Here is a 15289-nt window from a genome sequence, read left to right as displayed (position 1 = left end):
AGTGCGCGCCCTTTGAATGCGCCCCCCTTGAATGCGCCCCCTTTGAAAAAGGGGGCAGACGTCCGCGTAGCGGACGGCGGGGGATTTGCTTTTGCTTTTGCTCCCGCTCCGCGCGAAGCGAAAAGCAAATCCACCCATCCGCTCTTTTTCAGCGGGGAGAACGGCAAAAGGCGGGCGAGTGCGGTGCGTCCTTGCTGGCTCATGCAGGCCTCAATTGGAAGTGGGTGCGTCGGTGGCGACGGGAACGGAGAACGGAATCGTCTCCGGCGATACCGCGCCGCCGGAGATGATGAAGCTCATCGCCTGGTCGACGCTCCAATCGGTCGGGGTGATCTTTTCCACCGGCACGATCTCGAGATAGCCCGAGGTCGGGTTGGGCGTGGTCGGCACGTACACCGCCGCCAGCTCGCGGCCGGTGCCCTGTTCCTTGAGCACGCGGGTGACGAAGCCGATCGACTTCATCTCGGTATGCGGGAAGTCGATCAGCACCACGCGCTGGGTGCCGTCGGGCTTGGTCTGCAGGATGTCGAGCAACTGGCGCGCGCTGGAGTAGATCGTGCTGGCCAGCGGGATGCGCTTGATCAGCGCCTCGAAGCCGCGCAACAAGGTCTGGCCGAACACGCGCCGCGCCATCACGCCCGACAGCAGGATCACGCCCAAGGTCGCGGCCAGGGCCAGCGCGGTGGCGAACCAGCGCTCGGTAAGCCAGCCCAGCGCCTGCGGATTGGTCGCGGCCAGATTGGCCAGCAGCGGGTCGATCAGCGGCCGGCTGGTGTCGGACAACAGCACGAACACGAACTTGACCACCACCCAGGTCAGCCAGATCGGCAGCAGGGTGAGCAGACCGGTGAGGAACAGGCGTTGCAGGTTGGACATGCGCATGGCGCCAGATTGTAGGCGAGCGCGGGCATGCGCGGCGGTGCCGCGATGGGGGCCTGGGTTTGCGGTGGGCGCGGGCCGCGCGCTTCGGACGAGCCGGTACCCGCCACAGGGGCCAGAGGCAACGAGAATCGGGCCGTCGTCGTTGGGGCGGCCGCGCGACGATGCGGTTCGCCTTTGGCTCACCGCATCCTACAAGGGCTCCGCCGACGCGCTTAGCGCTCGCGCACCAGTCGGAAGCCGACGTCGTCGTAGCCGCGCGCGGCGGCCAGGGGGCGCTGGGCCTGGCGACTGCGCCAGGAAGCGCCGCTGGCCTGGCGCTGCTGGCAGTCGCGGCCGCAGTCGCGCAGCCACATCGACAGCGCGCGGCCGGGAGTGTCGTTGAGGTTCTCGGCCTCGGCCGCGGTCGGCAGGCGGTAGCGGCGGCCGGTCTGCTGGCTGTACCACTGCGCATAGGCTTCGGCGTCGGCCTGCGAGACGCAGACCACCGGCTCGCCGTCGCCCTGCTTGAAGCCCGGCGATTCCCAGTTGCGCGGCGCCAGCACGCGCAGCAGCGACGCGCGCTCGCGGCACAGCGCCGGGCTGCGGTTGCTGGCGCTGGCGAAGCGCGCGTACTCAGCGCGGCTGACCGGGCGCGGGCTCAGCGCGACGGTGATGCGGCTGTTGTCCTGGGTCAGGCTGCCGACCGCGACCGTCTCGCCGGCGCGCAGGCCGCCGATCGCCTTGGCCTGCGCGATCAGGCGCGCCGAGGTGGCCTTGGGCAGGTCGAGTTCGGCCGCCAGCGCGGCCGAGCGCTGCGCGTCCTCGCGATCGTTGCGCTTGCCGTCCAGTTCGATGCGCGCCTGCAGCGCGGCCACCGCCTGTTCGCGCAACGCGCGCATCGCGGGCGAGTCGGCGCTGCCGGTCTGCTGGGCCAGGGTGGTGGCGTTGAGCATGTGTTCGCGCGCGCGCTGATCGTTGCGCTCGCGCACGGCCGCGGCGAGCTGGTCGCCCAGCGCGCGGGTGAGTTCGGTCACGCCCGCGCGCACGTCCGGGCTGGTGCTGTCGGCGTGCCAGGCGGTGAGCAGGCTGTTGTAGGCGTTGCCGTCGGCCGGCGCGGTCAGCTTGCCCAGGCGGATGTAGCGGCGCGCTTCCTCCAGCGAACGCTGCAGCGGCGCTTCCGGCAGCGGCGCGAGCATGGCGTCGGTGGGGTCGCCGGCGACAGGGCTGGTCACCGCGCTGGCCGGCGCGGCGGCCGCGCGTTCGACCCGGAAGAATTCGTCGTCCTGGGCGCTGCTCAGGCCGAAGCCGATCGCGACCACCGCCACCGCGGCCACCGCCACGCCGGCCCACAGCGGTACCGCCCACTGGCGCAGGCGGTTGCGGCGCGGCATCAGGCGCTTGAGGCTGTGCACGAAACCGCTGCGCTGCACATCGGCCAGCGCTTCGGTCATTTCGGCCGCGTCCTGGAAACGCTGGCCGGGTTGCTTGGCCAACGCGCGATTCATGAAGCGCTGCCAGTGACGCAGGTGCTGCGGCAGCTTGGGAATCGGATCCTGCGCGTGCATCACCGCCATCGACAGCGCGTCGGCGGCCTCGAAGGGCAGGCGACCGGTCAGCATTTCCCAGCCCAGCACGCCCAGGCTGTAAAGGTCGGCGCGGCCATCGACGTCTTCGCCGCGCGCCTGTTCCGGCGCCATGTAGGCGGTGCTGCCCACGGCCAGGCCGGCCGCGGTCACGCGCGGGCCGAAGCCGCGCCGCAGGGCGATGCCGAAGTCGGCCAACAGCGGGCGCTCGGCGTCGTCGAACAACACATTCTCGGCCTTGACGTCGCGATGCACGACGCCGCGCGCATGCGCGTAGTCCAGCGCCGACAGCAGCGTCTCCATGATCGAGATCGCGCGCGGCTCGTCCTTGCTCAGATCGCGCTGACCCAGATGGCCGCGCGCCAGATACGGCATGGCGTAATAGGGCAGCCCTTCGCGGGTGCGTCCGACTTCGTGGATCACCACGACGTTGGGGTGTTCGAGTCTTGCGATGGTGCGCACTTCGTTTTCGAAGCGGCGGCGGCTGACTTCGTCCGACAGCGCCAACGGCAGCATGACCTTGATCGCGACTTCGCGCGCCAAGCCGATCTGTTCGCCCAGGTATACCGTCGACATGCCGCCGTGATTGATCACGCGGCGCAGGCGATAGCCGGCGATCTCCGGCAACGGCGCTGAATCTTCGTGCGGATTTTGTGTAGACCTGGACATCGCGGCCCCCTGTCGCGAGTGCCCAGCATACGCTGATGCGTGCCGGGACTGACCACACTCACATCACGCAAATTACGTGAAGACGCGCCATCCATTGTCGCGCACGCCCATTGTGCCTCGTTGCAAGCGCAAGGCGACAGGCCATCGCGTGCGACAGGCGCGCAAGCACCTGGAGTGTGTCGGGAATGGCCCTATTACGTCAGAAATAGACCGTAGCCGGTCTTCACATCCTGCTTGCCGACGTGTTGCGCACAGCGCCGCGCCTCAGTCGCGGCCGGGTTTGCGGCGCACGTAGAGCTGTTTGCGCACGCGCGCGACCACCTCGCCGGCGCCGTCGATCACGTCGGTGTCGAACCAGCGCAGGGTTTTCTCGCCGCCGGCGGTGGCCTCGCGCAGCTCCTGCAACACCTGCTCGTCGAGCGCGAATTCGGCGTGCACCGTGCCGCGGCCGGGCTTCACGAATTCGATCGCGCCGGCCTTGTCCCAGACGATGTAGTCGCGGCCTAGCGCATTGAGCGCGAGCAGCATCCAGAACGGATCGGTCATCGAAAACAGGCTTCCGCCGAAGTGGGTGCCGACGTAGTTGCGGTTCCACGGCCGCATCCGCAGTTCGACCCGCGCGTGACGGTAGTCGGGCGCGATCTCGCGCACCCGGATGCCGCTGAACAGGAACGGCGGCCACAGGTTGAGGCCGAGTTTCAGGGTGTTGGCTTTCATGCGCGGTCGCGGCGGGCGGGGGCGTTCAGCCTGCCATACGCATGCGTATAGTCAAGGGCGGGGAGTGAGCTTGGAGGGGTGAGGAGCGAGCGAAGGCGGGCGCTCGCTCCTGGGGACGGGGCGGCTCAGAACAGCAGCGAGGACATCTTGCGGCGGTAGCGGCCGACCAGGTCTTCGTCCTCGACCACGCGGAAGGCGTCGATCAAGGCCTTGCGCGGCAGGCCGTCCTGGTAGGCGCGGTCGCGGCGCAGCATCTCGATGAACTGCTCCAGCGCGGCTTCGGACTGGCCGCCGATCAGGCGGTGCGCGCCGAGCAGGTGGCGTGCGCGCAAGTCGGTCTCGTCGCTGGCGATCGCCGCCTCCAGCACTTCCGGCGCGGGCGCGTCCTTGAGCAGGGCGGCGAAGCCCAGGCGCGCGCGGGCGCGCAGGGTGCGGTCGTCGGTGGCCAGGTTGGCGGGCAGCCCGTCCAGCAGTTGCTCGGCCTCGTGAGCGGCGCCGGTGCGCAGCAGGGCCAGCGCCAGTTCGAGCTTGCGCTCGTCCTGATCGGGCTCGGCCGCGACTTCGGCGCGCAGGCGCAGCACTTCGGCATGCGGGTCCAGCGTGGGCTCCGGCGCCTCGGCCACGGGTTCCTCGACGGCGGCGGCCGGCTGGATGCCGTGGTGGCTGAGGAATTCGCGCAGCTGGCCCTCGGGCAGCGCGCCCGGGAAGCCGTCGACGAGTTGACCGTCCTTGACCAGGTACACGGTCGGGATCGAGCGGATCTGGAACATGCCGGCCAGCTGCTGCTCGGCGTCCACGTCGACCTTGGCCAGGACGAAGGCGCCGTTGTACTCGCCGGCCAGCTTTTCCAGCAGCGGGCCGAGGGTCTTGCAGGGCTCGCACCAGGCGGCCCAGAAGTCGACCAGGACCGGCGTCTGCAGCGAACGCTGCAGGACCTCGGCCTCGAAGCGGTCGGTGGTGGCGTCGAAGACGTGCGGCTGCGGAGCGGAGACGGTCATGGGCGGTCCTGCGTAAACGATCAGCCGGACATGGTGCCAGCCCGGGGCGAATCCAAGACATGTAAAAAATACTTGACATGCGTTGGAGCGAATGTAACGTACAGCGTACATATTGTCTGGCGGGGAAGACACCATGATGACGCGTAGCTGGGGCTTGGCCGGGCTGCTGGCGGTGGCGGGGCTGTCGCTGTGGCTGCTGATCGCCAACCCGTCGGCGGTGCTGGGCTTCGACGGTGGCAAGGTCGGGGTGGCCTTGCTGGTCACCGCGGCCTGGGGCTCGTTGCTATTGCTGCATCGGGTACCGCGTTCCGAGTTCGAGGGGCGCGCCGCCTTGGGCGAATGGCGGGCCTGGATCGGCCTGGGCTTCATGCTCGTCGCGGTCGCCTATTACCTGGCCAAGGTGCAGGTGTTCCAGGGCGCCGAGCTGTGGCGCAATCCGGACGCCGGCGCGGTCGGGCGGCATCTGGTGCTGCTGCTGATCGCCTGGGCGGTGCTGTCGCAGGCGCTGGGCTCGCGCTGGCGCGGCGCGGTCGGCGAGGACGAGCGCGACCGCGAGATCGCCCGTCACGCCGCCGATTGGGGCCACGGCGCGCTGATCTTCGGCGTGATCGGGATCGCGGTGACGCTGGGCCTGAGCCCGGCCTCGCGCCTGGCCTGGGCGACGCCGGCGATGGTGTCCAGCCTGCTGGTGTTCGCGCTGATGTGGGGCTGGCTGTGCGAGTACGCGGCCAGCGCGGTCTACTACTGGCGCGATCGGCACTGAGCGCGCGCATGGTCGCCACCCCGATCCGCAACCACATCCGCCGCCTGCGCTTCGAGCGTGGCGAAATGACCCAGCAGGCGCTGGCCGACGCCTGCGGCGTGACCCGCCAGACCATCATCGCGCTGGAGGCCGGACGCTACGCGCCGTCGCTGGAACTGGCGTTCCGGATCGCGCGCGCGTTCGAAGTCGGCGTCGAGGACGTATTCGTATGGGAGTTGCCGTGAAATCCTGGAAATCGATCGCGGCCGCGGCCGCGCTGCTGTCCTTCGTACTGGCGCTGGCGGGTTTCGGCGCGGCGTTCGACGGCTATGCGCATACCCAGCATCCGGTCGCGTGGCTGGGCGGCTCGGGCGTGCCTTACGCGCTGTGGTTCAACCTGTTCGCGTTCGTGCTGCCGGGCCTGCTCGCCGCAGCGGTGGCGCTGGGGCTGCGCGAAGCGCTGGCCGGCACGCGTTGGAGCGTACGCGTGGGCACCCAGTTGGTGCTGCTGTCGGCCTTGGCGTTCGCCGCGCAGGGCCTGCTGCCGCTGGACACGCAGGACTTCGACTCCGCGCCCAGCCGCCTGCATGCGACGGTGTGGCTGCTGTGGTGGCTGGCCTTCGCCGCGGGCGCATCCGCGATCGCGCTGGGCAGCCGCAGCCGCGCGCGTCCGGAGCTGCACACGCTGAGCCTGGCCAGCTTGGTTGCCGCGCTGGCGGTGCTGCTGTTCGCGCTGGTGCTGCCCTCGCTGCTGCCGGCGGGTCTGGCCCAGCGCGCGGCGTTCGCGACCTGGCTGCTGTGGTGGCTGGTCGCGGCGCGCGCACGGGCGGCGCCTCGCTGAGCCTCAGCCGTATTTGAGTTTCAGGCCCAGGATGGTCGCCGCCAGCGCGAAGGTGATCGCGTTGGACACGATCATCGGCCAGGAGTGCAGGGCCAGGCCGTAGCCGAACCAGAAGCCGACCCCGAGGGTGAACACCACGTACATGCCCAGCGAGATGCCGCGCGTGTCGCGGCTGCGGATGGTCTTCACCGCCTGCGGCAGGAACGACAGCGTGGTCAGGGTCGCGGCGACGTAACCCATCCATTCCAGATCCATCGCGGCGCTCCCCGTGGTTGCCCGGCCTGGATGCCGAAGCTGATGCTAGCCCCGCAAGGGTTTGCAGGGCAGCAGAAAGTCGATGTGGTAGTGCTCGTCGTGGCGCACCCACGCCTGGCCCTGCATGAAGCGGATATGCCGCTTGAGGTAGGCGCCGCGCCGGGTCCGGTACAGCTGCGGCAGGTAGGCCGGTTCGAAGATAACGCGGGAGATGCCGACGCCCTGTTTCGCGGCTGCGACCTGCACGGCGTGCAGGTGATCGGCGATCGCCTCGAAATCGATGCGCAGCTCGCCGTAACGTGCCTGGGCGTCGAACTCGATGTCGTAGCCGAACCGGTTGGCGATGCTGGTGGGCAAGGCGACCGAGCGTCCGCGTGCGTCCAGCACCGGCACCATGAAATCCACGGCCAGACCGTTCTGGTGGGTGCGATGCGGTTGGATGCGGCCGCCCACGGCCCAGCCGGATTCGCCGTACATGTAGGTGGTCGCGGGGCGCGTACGCGCGAGCTCCGCGTAGGCATCCGCGATCGAGCGTTGCACCTTGGCATGCGCGTAGGTGCGACCCAGTCCCACGCCGACGCTGCTGTAGGGCACGAAATTGCGGCCCGAGCCCGGCAGCTGCACGCCGTGCTCGAGCCGGCCTTTGCCCGGCGTGCCGTAGCAGACGCTGTCGGCCGCGCTGGCCCAGGCCGGCGCCAGCGCGAGGATTAGCGCCGCCAGGCGCCGCATCGCGGGCGACCTCAGTCGGTCGCGCCGGGCTGACGGTAGACCTTGCCGTCCTTCATCACGAAGTCGACCTTCATCACCGCGTTGATATCGGCGATCGGGTCGCCGGGCACGGCGACGATGTCGGCGCGCTTGCCGGCTTCAATCACGCCCTGGTCGTCCACGCCCAACACCTCGGCGGCGCGGATGGTCGCGGCCTGCAGCGCGGTCGCGGCCGGGATGCCGGCTTCGACCATGTAGACGAACTCGCGGGCGTTGTCGCCGTGCGGGCCCACGCCCATGTCGGTGCCGAACGCGATCTTGACCCCGCCGCGGTAGGCGCGGCCGGCGGTGTCCTGGATCTGGGCGCCGATGCGCGCGGCCTTGGGGCGCACCACTTCCGGGAAGTAGCCGTCGATCTTGGCCTTCTCGGCGACGAAGCGGCCGGCGTAGATGGTCGGCACGTACCAGGTTCCCTTCTGCTTCATCAGCGACATCACGTCCGGGCTCATGTAGGTGCCGTGCTCGATGCTGGTGACGCCGCCGAGCACCGCGCGCTTCATGCCTTCCTCGCCGTGCGCATGCGCGGCGACGCGGTAGCCGTAATCCTTGGCGGTGTCGACGATGGCCTTGACCTCCTCGACGGTGAACTGCGGCGCGTCGCCGGACTTGGCGTAGGACAGCACGCCGCCGGTGGCGGTGATCTTGATCACGTCGCTGCCGTCCTTGTAGCGCTGGCGCACGGCCTGGCGCGCGTCGTCGATCGAATTGATCACGCCCTCGGTGGGGCCGGGCGGGCCGATCAGGTGCGAGAGCGCGTCGTTGTAACCGTTGGTGGGGTCGGCGTGGCCGCCGGTGGTGGCGATCGACTTGCCCGCCGCCCAGATCCGCGGCCCGTCGACCAGGCCCTGGTTGATCGCGTCGCGCAGATGCGGGCTGACTTCGCCGCCGAGGTCGCGCACGCTGGTGAAGCCGGCCATCAGGGTCTTCTTGGCGAAGCCGACGGAGCGGAACGCGAAGTCGACGTCGTCGAGGCGGAAGCCTTCCGAATAGCTTTGCGGGCTGGACTGCGAGCCCAGGTGCACGTGCAGATCGGTCCAGCCCGGCGTGCAGGTGTGGCTGCTGAGGTCGATCGCGCGCGCGCCGGCGACCTCGGCGCGGCCCGCCAGCACCTCGGCGACCTTGCCCTCGCGCACGACCACGGTGCGGGCGTCGAGCAGCTGGCCGCTGCGCGCATCGAACAACTTGCCGCAGTGCAGCGCGGTCGGGGCTTCGGCGGCGAAGGCGGGCGGGGCGAGGAGGGCGGCGAGGACGAACGATACGGCGGCGGACGGACGAGTCATCGTGGATTCCGGCTGTGCACGTGAAGAATGGGGCGCGCCATACGCTAGCGCACCGAAAGAGAATGCGACCGACTTCGCACATGCCGGTCCGAATGCGGTGACAATCGCCCGCGCGGCCCGGGAATGGGCCGCCGCAGCATGCAAGCGAACCTTTGCGGAAATCAACAGGAGTTCGTCCATGAAACTGACGCTCTGTCTGCTCCTCGCCGTCGTAGCGGTGTTGCCGACCCTGGCCCTGGCGACCACCCAGCCTCTGCTCCTGTGCCCGATCGGGCAAAGGGCGACGCCGGTATACGACAGCAACGGCAAGGTGATTGCCTGGGTGTGCACCAAGCGCTGAATCCGCCGCACCGTAAGGCGCGCCGCGGCCGGCACCGGCCGGCCGCGGCGCATTGCGCGGCCGGCCCGAGGCGGTGGCGACCCTCGCCGGCGGCGGCTGGGCCGGTGCGCGGCACGCGGGAACATCGGCGAAAACGCGCGTAAACCGCTCCTGAGAGGCTTGCGGGCGCCGCGCCGAGCCGGCCGCCATGGCGGGCTTTTGTGCGCTGCGGTAGGCTTTCGGGTCTTTCCTTGCCCTGCCAGACCCCCTCCGTGTCCAGCGACGTCGCACCAGCCCCCACCGACAGCCACGCCTTCGACCCCAAGTCCGTGGAGGCCGCCGCCCAGCGTTACTGGGACGGTACCCGCGCCTTCGAGGTCGACGAGCGCTCCGACAAGCCCAAGTACTACTGCCTGTCGATGCTGCCGTACCCCTCGGGCGCGCTGCACATGGGCCACGTGCGCAACTACACCATCGGCGACGTCATCAGCCGCTACAAGCGCATGACCGGCCACAACGTGCTGCAGCCGATGGGCTGGGACGCGTTCGGCCTGCCGGCCGAGAACGCCGCGATCAAGAACAAGACCGCGCCGGCCAAGTGGACCTACGCCAACATCGAGCACATGAAGGCGCAGCTCAAGACCATGGGCTACGCGATCGACTGGTCGCGCGAGTTCGCGACCTGCCGTCCGGACTACTACGTGCACGAGCAGCGCATGTTCGTGCGCCTGATGAAGCAGGGCCTGGCCTACCGCAAGAACTCGGTGGTCAACTGGGACCCGGTCGACCAGACCGTGCTGGCCAACGAACAGGTGATCGACGGCCGCGGCTGGCGCACCGGCGCGCTGGTGGAGAAGCGCGAGATCCCGCAGTGGTTCCTCAAGATCACCGACTACGCTCAGGAGCTGCTGGACGGCCTGGACGCGCTGCCGGGCTGGCCGGATGCGGTCAAGACCATGCAGCGCAACTGGATCGGCCGCAGCGAGGGCCTGGAGATCCGCTTCGACGTGCGCGACGAAGCCGGCCACGCGGTCGAGCCGCTGACCGTGTTCACCACCCGTCCCGACACCCTGATGGGCGTGACCTACGTGTCGATCGCCGGCGAGCATCCGCTGGCGCTGCAGGCCGCCGAAAGCGATCCGGACCTGGCCGCATTCCTGACCGATCTCAAGCGCGGCGGCGTCACCGAGGCCGAGTTGGAGACCCAGGAAAAGCGCGGCATGGACACCGGCCTGCGCGCGCTGCATCCGGTCACCGGCGAGGAGCTGCCGGTATACGTGGCCAACTTCGTGCTGATGAACTACGGCACCGGCGCGGTCATGGCCGTGCCCGGCCACGATCAGCGCGATCACGAATTCGCCCTGCGCTACGCGCTGCCGATCAAGATGGTGGTGGTGCCCGACGAAGTGCGCGACGCGCTGGACGAGATCGGCCGTCACGTCGCCCGCCACGACGACCCGATGCGCAGCGCGCTGGGCGAGGCGGGCGCGGTCGACGTCTACGACACCGGCGCCGCGGTGCAGGTGGTCGAGGACTTCCAGCGTCGCATCGCCGAGGAAAGCGCCTACACCGAGCGCGGTTGGCTGGTGAACTCCGGCGACTTCGACGGCATGGATTTCCAGCAGGCCCTGGACGCGATCGCCGCCCGCTACGGCGACGACGGCCGGGTCGTGCGCCGGGTCAACTACCGCCTGCGCGACTGGGGCGTGAGCCGCCAGCGCTATTGGGGCTGCCCGATTCCGGTGATCCTGTGCCCGCGCTGCGGCGACGTGCCGGTGCCGGAGGACCAGCTGCCGGTGGTGCTGCCCGAAGACGTGGAATTCAGCGGCGTGGCCTCGCCGATCAAGTCCGACCCGCAGTGGCGCAAGACCACCTGCCCGAGCTGCGGCGGCGATGCCGAGCGCGAAACCGACACCTTCGATACCTTCATGGAATCGAGTTGGTACTACGCGCGCTACACCTCGCCGGGCGCGGCCGCGCAGGTCGACGAGCGCGCCAAGTACTGGACCCCGGTGGATCAGTACATCGGCGGCATCGAGCACGCGATCCTGCACCTGATGTACTTCCGCTTCTATCACAAGCTCATGCGCGACCAGGGCCTGGTCGACAGCGACGAGCCGGCGGTCAACCTGATGACGCAGGGCATGGTGATCGCGGAAACCTTCTACCGCGGCCCGAAGGGCTCGGAGGACTGGTTCAATCCGGCCGACGTGGACGTGATCCGCGACGAGCGCGGCCGCATCACCGGCGCGACGCTCAAGGCCGATGGCCAGCCCGTCGAGATCGGCGGCACCGAGAAGATGTCGAAGTCGAAGAACAACGGCGTCGATCCGCAGCTGATGGTGGGCAAGTACGGCGCCGACACCGTGCGCCTGTTCTCGATGTTCGCCGCGCCGCCGGAGCAGTCGCTGGAGTGGAACGAGGCCGGCGTCGAAGGCATGGCGCGCTTCCTGCGCCGGCTGTGGACGATGGTGCACAAGCACGTCGCCGACGGCCCCGCGCCGGCGCTGGATCTGGCCACGCTGGACCCCGCGCAGAAGACCCTGCGCCGCCAGCTGCACGAGACCATCCAGAAGGTCGGCGACGACTACGGCCGCCGCCACAGCTTCAACACCGCGATCGCCGCGGTGATGGAACTGCTGAACCACCTATCCAAGTTCGACGATGCCAGCGCCAACGGCCGTGCCCTGCGCCAGGAAGCGCTGGCCGCGGCGGTGCTGCTGCTCAACCCGATCACCCCGCACGCCAGCCACGCCCTGTGGCAGGTCCTGGGCCACGCCGAGACCCTGCTGGAGGACCTGAGCTTCCCGCAGGCCGATCGTTCGGCGCTGCAGCGCGACGCGGTCACCCTGGCGGTGCAGGTCAACGGCAAGCTGCGCGGCACCATCGAGGTCGCGGTCAACGTCGCCAAGGAAGAGGCCGAACGCTTGGCCCTGGCCGAGCCGAACGTGCTCAAGTACCTGGAAGGCCTGAGCGTGCGCAAGGTGATCGTGGTGCCGGGCAAGATCGTCAACATCGTCGCGAGCTGAGCCCACGCGCATATCCCCCTACGGCCAGCGGGCATAGCCCGCTGGCGTTCGGTCGCGCACCAACCCGCGGTTCGTAAACGCACGCCTTCGCCCTATTCAAAGGGGGAAGCAAAGCCGAGCGAGCAATCAGCGGATCCGCCTTTGCTGTTCCCCCCTTTGGAAAAGGGGGGCCAGGGGGGATTTGCTTCTCGCAACCCCTGAAGCCTCGTTCAGCCCAAGTCCGCTCCGCTATTGATGCGCGCGGCCCGCTCGTCCAGACTTCGCGCATGACCCGTCGTCCGTTCATCGCCGCCGCTACGGCTGCCCTCGTGCTGGCCTTGTCGGCTTGCGGTTTCCAATTGCGCAGCGCGCTGACATTGCCGCCGGACCTGGGTCCGGTGCGCGTGGTGTCGGTGGACCGCTACAGTCCGTTGGCCGAATCGCTGGCCACCGCGCTGACCCGCGCCGGCGCGGTCCCGGCCACGCCGGAGACCGAATCGGCGGCGGTGCTGGACCTGCTGTCCGAGCGCTGGGGCGATACCCCGGTCGCGCTGGACCAGCTCGGCCGTACCCAGGAATACAGCCTGCGCTATGCGGTGATCTTCGAACTGCGCAAGGCCGACGGCACCGCCCTGGTGCCGCGCCAGACCGTCGAACTGTCGCGCGATTACGTCTCCAACCCGGTCAACTCGCTGGGCACCGAAGGCGAGCGCGAAGTCCTGCAGCGCGAAATGCGCCGCGAGATGAGCGCCTCGGTGCTGCGCCGCATCGACGCGGTGGTGAAGAAAGTCGATGGCGGCGCCGGCGCCGCGCCCAGCGCGCGCGAACGGCCGATCGCCACCGATGCCGCGCAGGCGGCGATGGAAGCGGCCGAATCGGTCGCGCCGCAGCCTCCCGCCCAGACCGAACCGGCACCGCCCAAGCCGCGCTGACGATGGAGCTCAAGCCGGAACAGCTGGCGGCCCAAGTCGCGTCCGAGCCGCTGCGTCCCGCCTACCTGATCGCCGGCCCCGAGCCGCTGCGCGTGCTGGAAGCCGCCGACGCCGTGCGCGCCGCCGCGCGCCAGCAGGGCATCGCCGAGCGCGAAGTGTTCGAAGCCGAGGGCAACCAGCGCGAACCCGACTGGAATGCGCTCGAGGCCAGTTTCCGCGCGCCCAGCCTGTTCGCCAGCCGGCGCCTGGTCGAGCTGCGCCTGCCCACCGGCAAGCCCGGCAAGGACGGCGCCGAAGTCGTTTCCGGTTTCTGCGCCGACCCGCCCCAGGACGTGTGCCTGCTAGTGACGTGCGGGGAGTGGAGCAAGCAGCACGGCGGCAAGTGGAGCGAAGCGATCGGCCGGGTCGGCCGGGTCGCGATCGCCTGGCAGATCAAGCCGCACGAGCTGCCCGAATGGATCGAGCGCCGCCTGCGCGCGCGCGGCCTGCGCGCCGACCGCGACGCGGTGCAGAGCTTGGCCGACCGCGTCGAGGGCAACCTGCTCGCGGCCGCCCAGGAAGTCGACAAGCTGGCCCTGTTGTCCGACGGCGAGAGCATCGACCTGGCGCGTATGGAATCCCTGGTCGCCGACGCCGCGCGCTACGACGTGTTCCGGGTGGTCGATGCGGCCATGAACGGGCAGGGCGCGCAGGTCTCGCGCATGCTCGCCGGACTGCGCGCCGAAGGCGAAGCGGTGCCGGCGCTGTTGGGCATGGTGGTGATCGAATTGCAGCGCGGCGCCGCGCTGGCGCGCGTGAACGCGCGCGGCGGCAACCTGTCGGCGGAGTTCAAGGCCCAGCGCGTGTGGGACTCCAAACAACCGATGTACCGGCGCGCATTGCAGCGCCACGACGCGCGGCGCTGGGACGTGTTCGTCGCCCAGGCCGGCCGCGTCGACCGCATGGCCAAGGGCCGCGAGGCCGGCGATGCCTGGGTCGCGCTGGAGCGCTTGCTGCTGGCCGTGGCCGAACCGCGCGCGGCGCGACTGCTGACCGCGGGCGGCGCGTGAACGGGCACGGCCCGCGCGACCGCCGCGCCGCGACGGCGGCGCCGTGAGCCTGCTGGTCTTCTACGGCGGCACGTTCGACCCGGTCCACGACGGCCATCTGGCGATCGCGCGCGCCGCGCGCGACGCCTTGGACGCCACCGTACGGCTGATGCCCGCCGCCGATCCGCCGCATCGCGCCCCGCCGGGCGCCAACGCGGCCCAGCGCGCGCGCATGCTCGACCTCGCGGTCGCCGGCGAGCCGGGCCTGGTCGTGGATACGCGCGAACTCGCGCGCGCCGGTCGTTCCTATACCGTCGAAACCCTGCGCGAACTGCGCGCGCAGATCGGCGCGGACGCGCCGGTCGCGCTGCTGGTGGGCGCCGACAGCTTCCTGGGCCTGCCGCAGTGGCACGAGTGGCGGGCCCTGTTCGATCTGGCCCATTTCGTGGTCGCCCAGCGCCCTGGCAGCTCGCTGGAACAGGGCCTGGCCCCGGAACTGGCGGCCCAGATCGGCGGGCGCGAGGCCGCCGATGCGGCCGCCCTGCGTGGCGCCCCGGCCGGGCGGGTGCTGCGCCTGAACCAGCCCCTGCACGCCGAATCGGCCAGTCAGGTACGCCAGCGCATCGCCGCCGGCCAGCCCTGGCAGGACCTGGTGCCGGCGCCCGTGGCGGTCTATATCGAGCGCCATGGCCTGTACGCGGGACAGGCTGCGGTCGGCGCTCCGCTATAATCTCCCGGCACCCCCTCGAGCCCCCAGAGTCCTTTCCTTGACCAGCCAAGCCCACGTCATCAAGACCCGCATGCCGACCCCGCCCCCGTCCACCGACGCGCTATTGAGCACGGTGCGCGCCGCGGTCGAGGAACTCAAAGCCAAGGACGTCGTTGAGATCGATGTGCGCGGCAAGAGCAGCGTCACCGACTACATGGTCGTCGCCTCGGGCACGTCGACCCGCCACGTCAAGTCGATCGCCGACGAAGTGGTCAAGTTCGCCAAGAACCTCGACGTCATGCCCTTGGGCGTGGAAGGCGAGCGCGAGGCCGAATGGGTGCTGGTCGACCTGGGCGACGTGGTCGTGCACGTGATGCTGCCGCGCGTGCGCGAGTTCTATGCGCTGGAGCGCCTGTGGACGGTCGGCGACCAGCCGCCCAGCTACGACGACGAATTGGAGACGGACGAGGAAGACCGGCTGTAAGCCGTTCCTCGTTCGCTGCGGAAAACGGCGCCCTCGGGCGCCGTTTTCGTTTGGGTCGTGGGTCAAAAGCAAATCCCCCTCAATCCCCCTTTTTC

At 69.8% G+C, this 15289-nt stretch carries 16 protein-coding genes; 9 read left to right on the top strand and 7 right to left on the bottom strand.

The features are described 5' to 3' along the window. Positions 1–210: 210 nt before the first annotated feature. From ASE43_RS05300 to trxA, 4 genes are all read right to left on the bottom strand, one after another. Positions 211–882: a DUF502 domain-containing protein gene (locus tag ASE43_RS05300; protein ID WP_057159668.1), complete on the bottom strand. Its 672-nt coding sequence runs from the start codon at positions 880–882 to the stop codon at positions 211–213. 212 nt (positions 883–1094) lie between these two features. Further along, complete coding sequence (locus ASE43_RS05295) at positions 1095–3071, bottom strand: bifunctional serine/threonine-protein kinase/formylglycine-generating enzyme family protein (protein ID WP_056176240.1); 1977 nt, start codon at positions 3069–3071, stop codon at positions 1095–1097. 306 nt (positions 3072–3377) lie between these two features. Further along, positions 3378–3830, bottom strand: coding sequence for a DUF4442 domain-containing protein (locus ASE43_RS05290; protein ID WP_057159667.1), 453 nt, complete (start codon positions 3828–3830; stop codon positions 3378–3380). A 125-nt stretch (positions 3831–3955) separates the two neighbouring features. Beyond that, positions 3956–4828, bottom strand: a complete 873-nt coding sequence (gene trxA, locus ASE43_RS05285) for a thioredoxin (RefSeq protein ID WP_057159666.1) — start codon at positions 4826–4828, stop codon at positions 3956–3958. 133 nt (positions 4829–4961) lie between these two features. Between trxA and ASE43_RS05280 the strand changes: the two genes are divergently transcribed. The 3 genes from ASE43_RS05280 to ASE43_RS05270 are packed head-to-tail and all read left to right on the top strand — an operon-like array spanning position 4962 to position 6411. Further along, a complete protein-coding gene (locus ASE43_RS05280) occupies positions 4962–5591 on the top strand; it encodes a hypothetical protein (protein WP_056176231.1) in 630 nt (209 codons plus the stop codon). Between the two features lie 23 nt (positions 5592–5614). Continuing rightward, on the top strand, positions 5615–5815 hold the full coding sequence (locus ASE43_RS05275) for a helix-turn-helix transcriptional regulator (protein ID WP_343123526.1): 201 nt from the start codon (positions 5615–5617) through the stop codon (positions 5813–5815). Continuing rightward, a complete protein-coding gene (locus ASE43_RS05270) occupies positions 5812–6411 on the top strand; it encodes a DUF998 domain-containing protein (RefSeq protein ID WP_235568646.1) in 600 nt (199 codons plus the stop codon). The genes ASE43_RS05275 and ASE43_RS05270 overlap by 4 nt, the downstream gene beginning before the upstream one ends. 3 nt (positions 6412–6414) lie before the next feature. On the opposite strand, the gene ASE43_RS05265 is transcribed toward ASE43_RS05270, so the two are convergent. The 3 genes from ASE43_RS05265 to ASE43_RS05255 are packed head-to-tail and all read right to left on the bottom strand — an operon-like array spanning position 6415 to position 8714. Continuing rightward, complete coding sequence (locus tag ASE43_RS05265) at positions 6415–6666, bottom strand: SemiSWEET transporter (protein ID WP_056176222.1); 252 nt, start codon at positions 6664–6666, stop codon at positions 6415–6417. A gap of 45 nt (positions 6667–6711) precedes the next feature. Then, entirely contained in the window at positions 6712–7395 is a 684-nt protein-coding gene (locus tag ASE43_RS05260; RefSeq protein ID WP_057159664.1) for a penicillin-insensitive murein endopeptidase, read from the bottom strand. A gap of 11 nt (positions 7396–7406) precedes the next feature. Next, on the bottom strand, positions 7407–8714 hold the full coding sequence (locus tag ASE43_RS05255; RefSeq protein ID WP_056176217.1) for an amidohydrolase family protein: 1308 nt from the start codon (positions 8712–8714) through the stop codon (positions 7407–7409). Between the two features lie 178 nt (positions 8715–8892). On the opposite strand from ASE43_RS05255, the gene ASE43_RS21680 reads away from it, so the two are divergent. The 6 genes from ASE43_RS21680 (at position 8893) to rsfS (ending at position 15194) form a co-directional block, all read left to right on the top strand. Further along, on the top strand, positions 8893–9054 hold the full coding sequence (locus ASE43_RS21680) for a hypothetical protein (protein ID WP_157489547.1): 162 nt from the start codon (positions 8893–8895) through the stop codon (positions 9052–9054). A gap of 251 nt (positions 9055–9305) precedes the next feature. Further along, positions 9306–12062, top strand: a complete 2757-nt coding sequence (gene leuS, locus ASE43_RS05250) for a leucine--tRNA ligase (RefSeq protein WP_057159663.1) — start codon at positions 9306–9308, stop codon at positions 12060–12062. 266 nt (positions 12063–12328) lie between these two features. Beyond that, positions 12329–12973 carry an LPS assembly lipoprotein LptE gene (lptE, locus tag ASE43_RS05245; RefSeq protein ID WP_082607107.1) on the top strand — a complete coding sequence of 215 codons (645 nt, stop codon included), beginning with the start codon at positions 12329–12331 and terminating at the stop codon, positions 12971–12973. Positions 12974–12975: 2 nt separating this feature from the next. Beyond that, entirely contained in the window at positions 12976–14022 is a 1047-nt protein-coding gene (gene holA / locus ASE43_RS05240; protein ID WP_057159662.1) for a DNA polymerase III subunit delta, read from the top strand. A gap of 43 nt (positions 14023–14065) precedes the next feature. Continuing rightward, positions 14066–14731, top strand: a complete 666-nt coding sequence (gene nadD, locus ASE43_RS05235) for a nicotinate-nucleotide adenylyltransferase (protein ID WP_057159661.1) — start codon at positions 14066–14068, stop codon at positions 14729–14731. Positions 14732–14768: 37 nt separating this feature from the next. Beyond that, positions 14769–15194 (top strand): ribosome silencing factor, encoded by a 426-nt coding sequence (gene rsfS / locus ASE43_RS05230; protein WP_056176203.1) that lies wholly within the window; start codon positions 14769–14771, stop codon positions 15192–15194. Positions 15195–15289 lie beyond the last annotated feature (95 nt).

This window comes from Lysobacter sp. Root983 (assembly GCF_001429345.1).
In the GTDB taxonomy this organism is placed as follows: domain Bacteria; phylum Pseudomonadota; class Gammaproteobacteria; order Xanthomonadales; family Xanthomonadaceae; genus Lysobacter.
The sequence above is the reverse complement of the archived record's forward strand: the minus strand, read 5'-3'. Positions and strand labels throughout refer to the sequence as shown.

Excerpts from the sequence above, each read along its gene's own strand:
- ASE43_RS05265 (WP_056176222.1), bottom strand. The coding sequence starts at position 6,666 with ATGGATCTGGAATGGATGGGTTACGTCGCCGCGACCCTGACCACGCTG.
- ASE43_RS05260 (WP_057159664.1), bottom strand. The coding sequence starts at position 7,395 with ATGCGGCGCCTGGCGGCGCTAATCCTCGCGCTGGCGCCGGCCTGGGCC.
- ASE43_RS05300 (WP_057159668.1), bottom strand. The coding sequence starts at position 882 with ATGCGCATGTCCAACCTGCAACGCCTGTTCCTCACCGGTCTGCTCACC.
- ASE43_RS05290 (WP_057159667.1), bottom strand. The coding sequence starts at position 3,830 with ATGAAAGCCAACACCCTGAAACTCGGCCTCAACCTGTGGCCGCCGTTC.
- ASE43_RS05255 (WP_056176217.1), bottom strand. The coding sequence starts at position 8,714 with ATGACTCGTCCGTCCGCCGCCGTATCGTTCGTCCTCGCCGCCCTCCTC.
- holA (WP_057159662.1), top strand. The coding sequence starts at position 12,976 with ATGGAGCTCAAGCCGGAACAGCTGGCGGCCCAAGTCGCGTCCGAGCCG.
- lptE (WP_082607107.1), top strand. The coding sequence starts at position 12,329 with ATGACCCGTCGTCCGTTCATCGCCGCCGCTACGGCTGCCCTCGTGCTG.
- trxA (WP_057159666.1), bottom strand. The coding sequence starts at position 4,828 with ATGACCGTCTCCGCTCCGCAGCCGCACGTCTTCGACGCCACCACCGAC.
- ASE43_RS21680 (WP_157489547.1), top strand. The coding sequence starts at position 8,893 with ATGAAACTGACGCTCTGTCTGCTCCTCGCCGTCGTAGCGGTGTTGCCG.
- ASE43_RS05280 (WP_056176231.1), top strand. The coding sequence starts at position 4,962 with ATGATGACGCGTAGCTGGGGCTTGGCCGGGCTGCTGGCGGTGGCGGGG.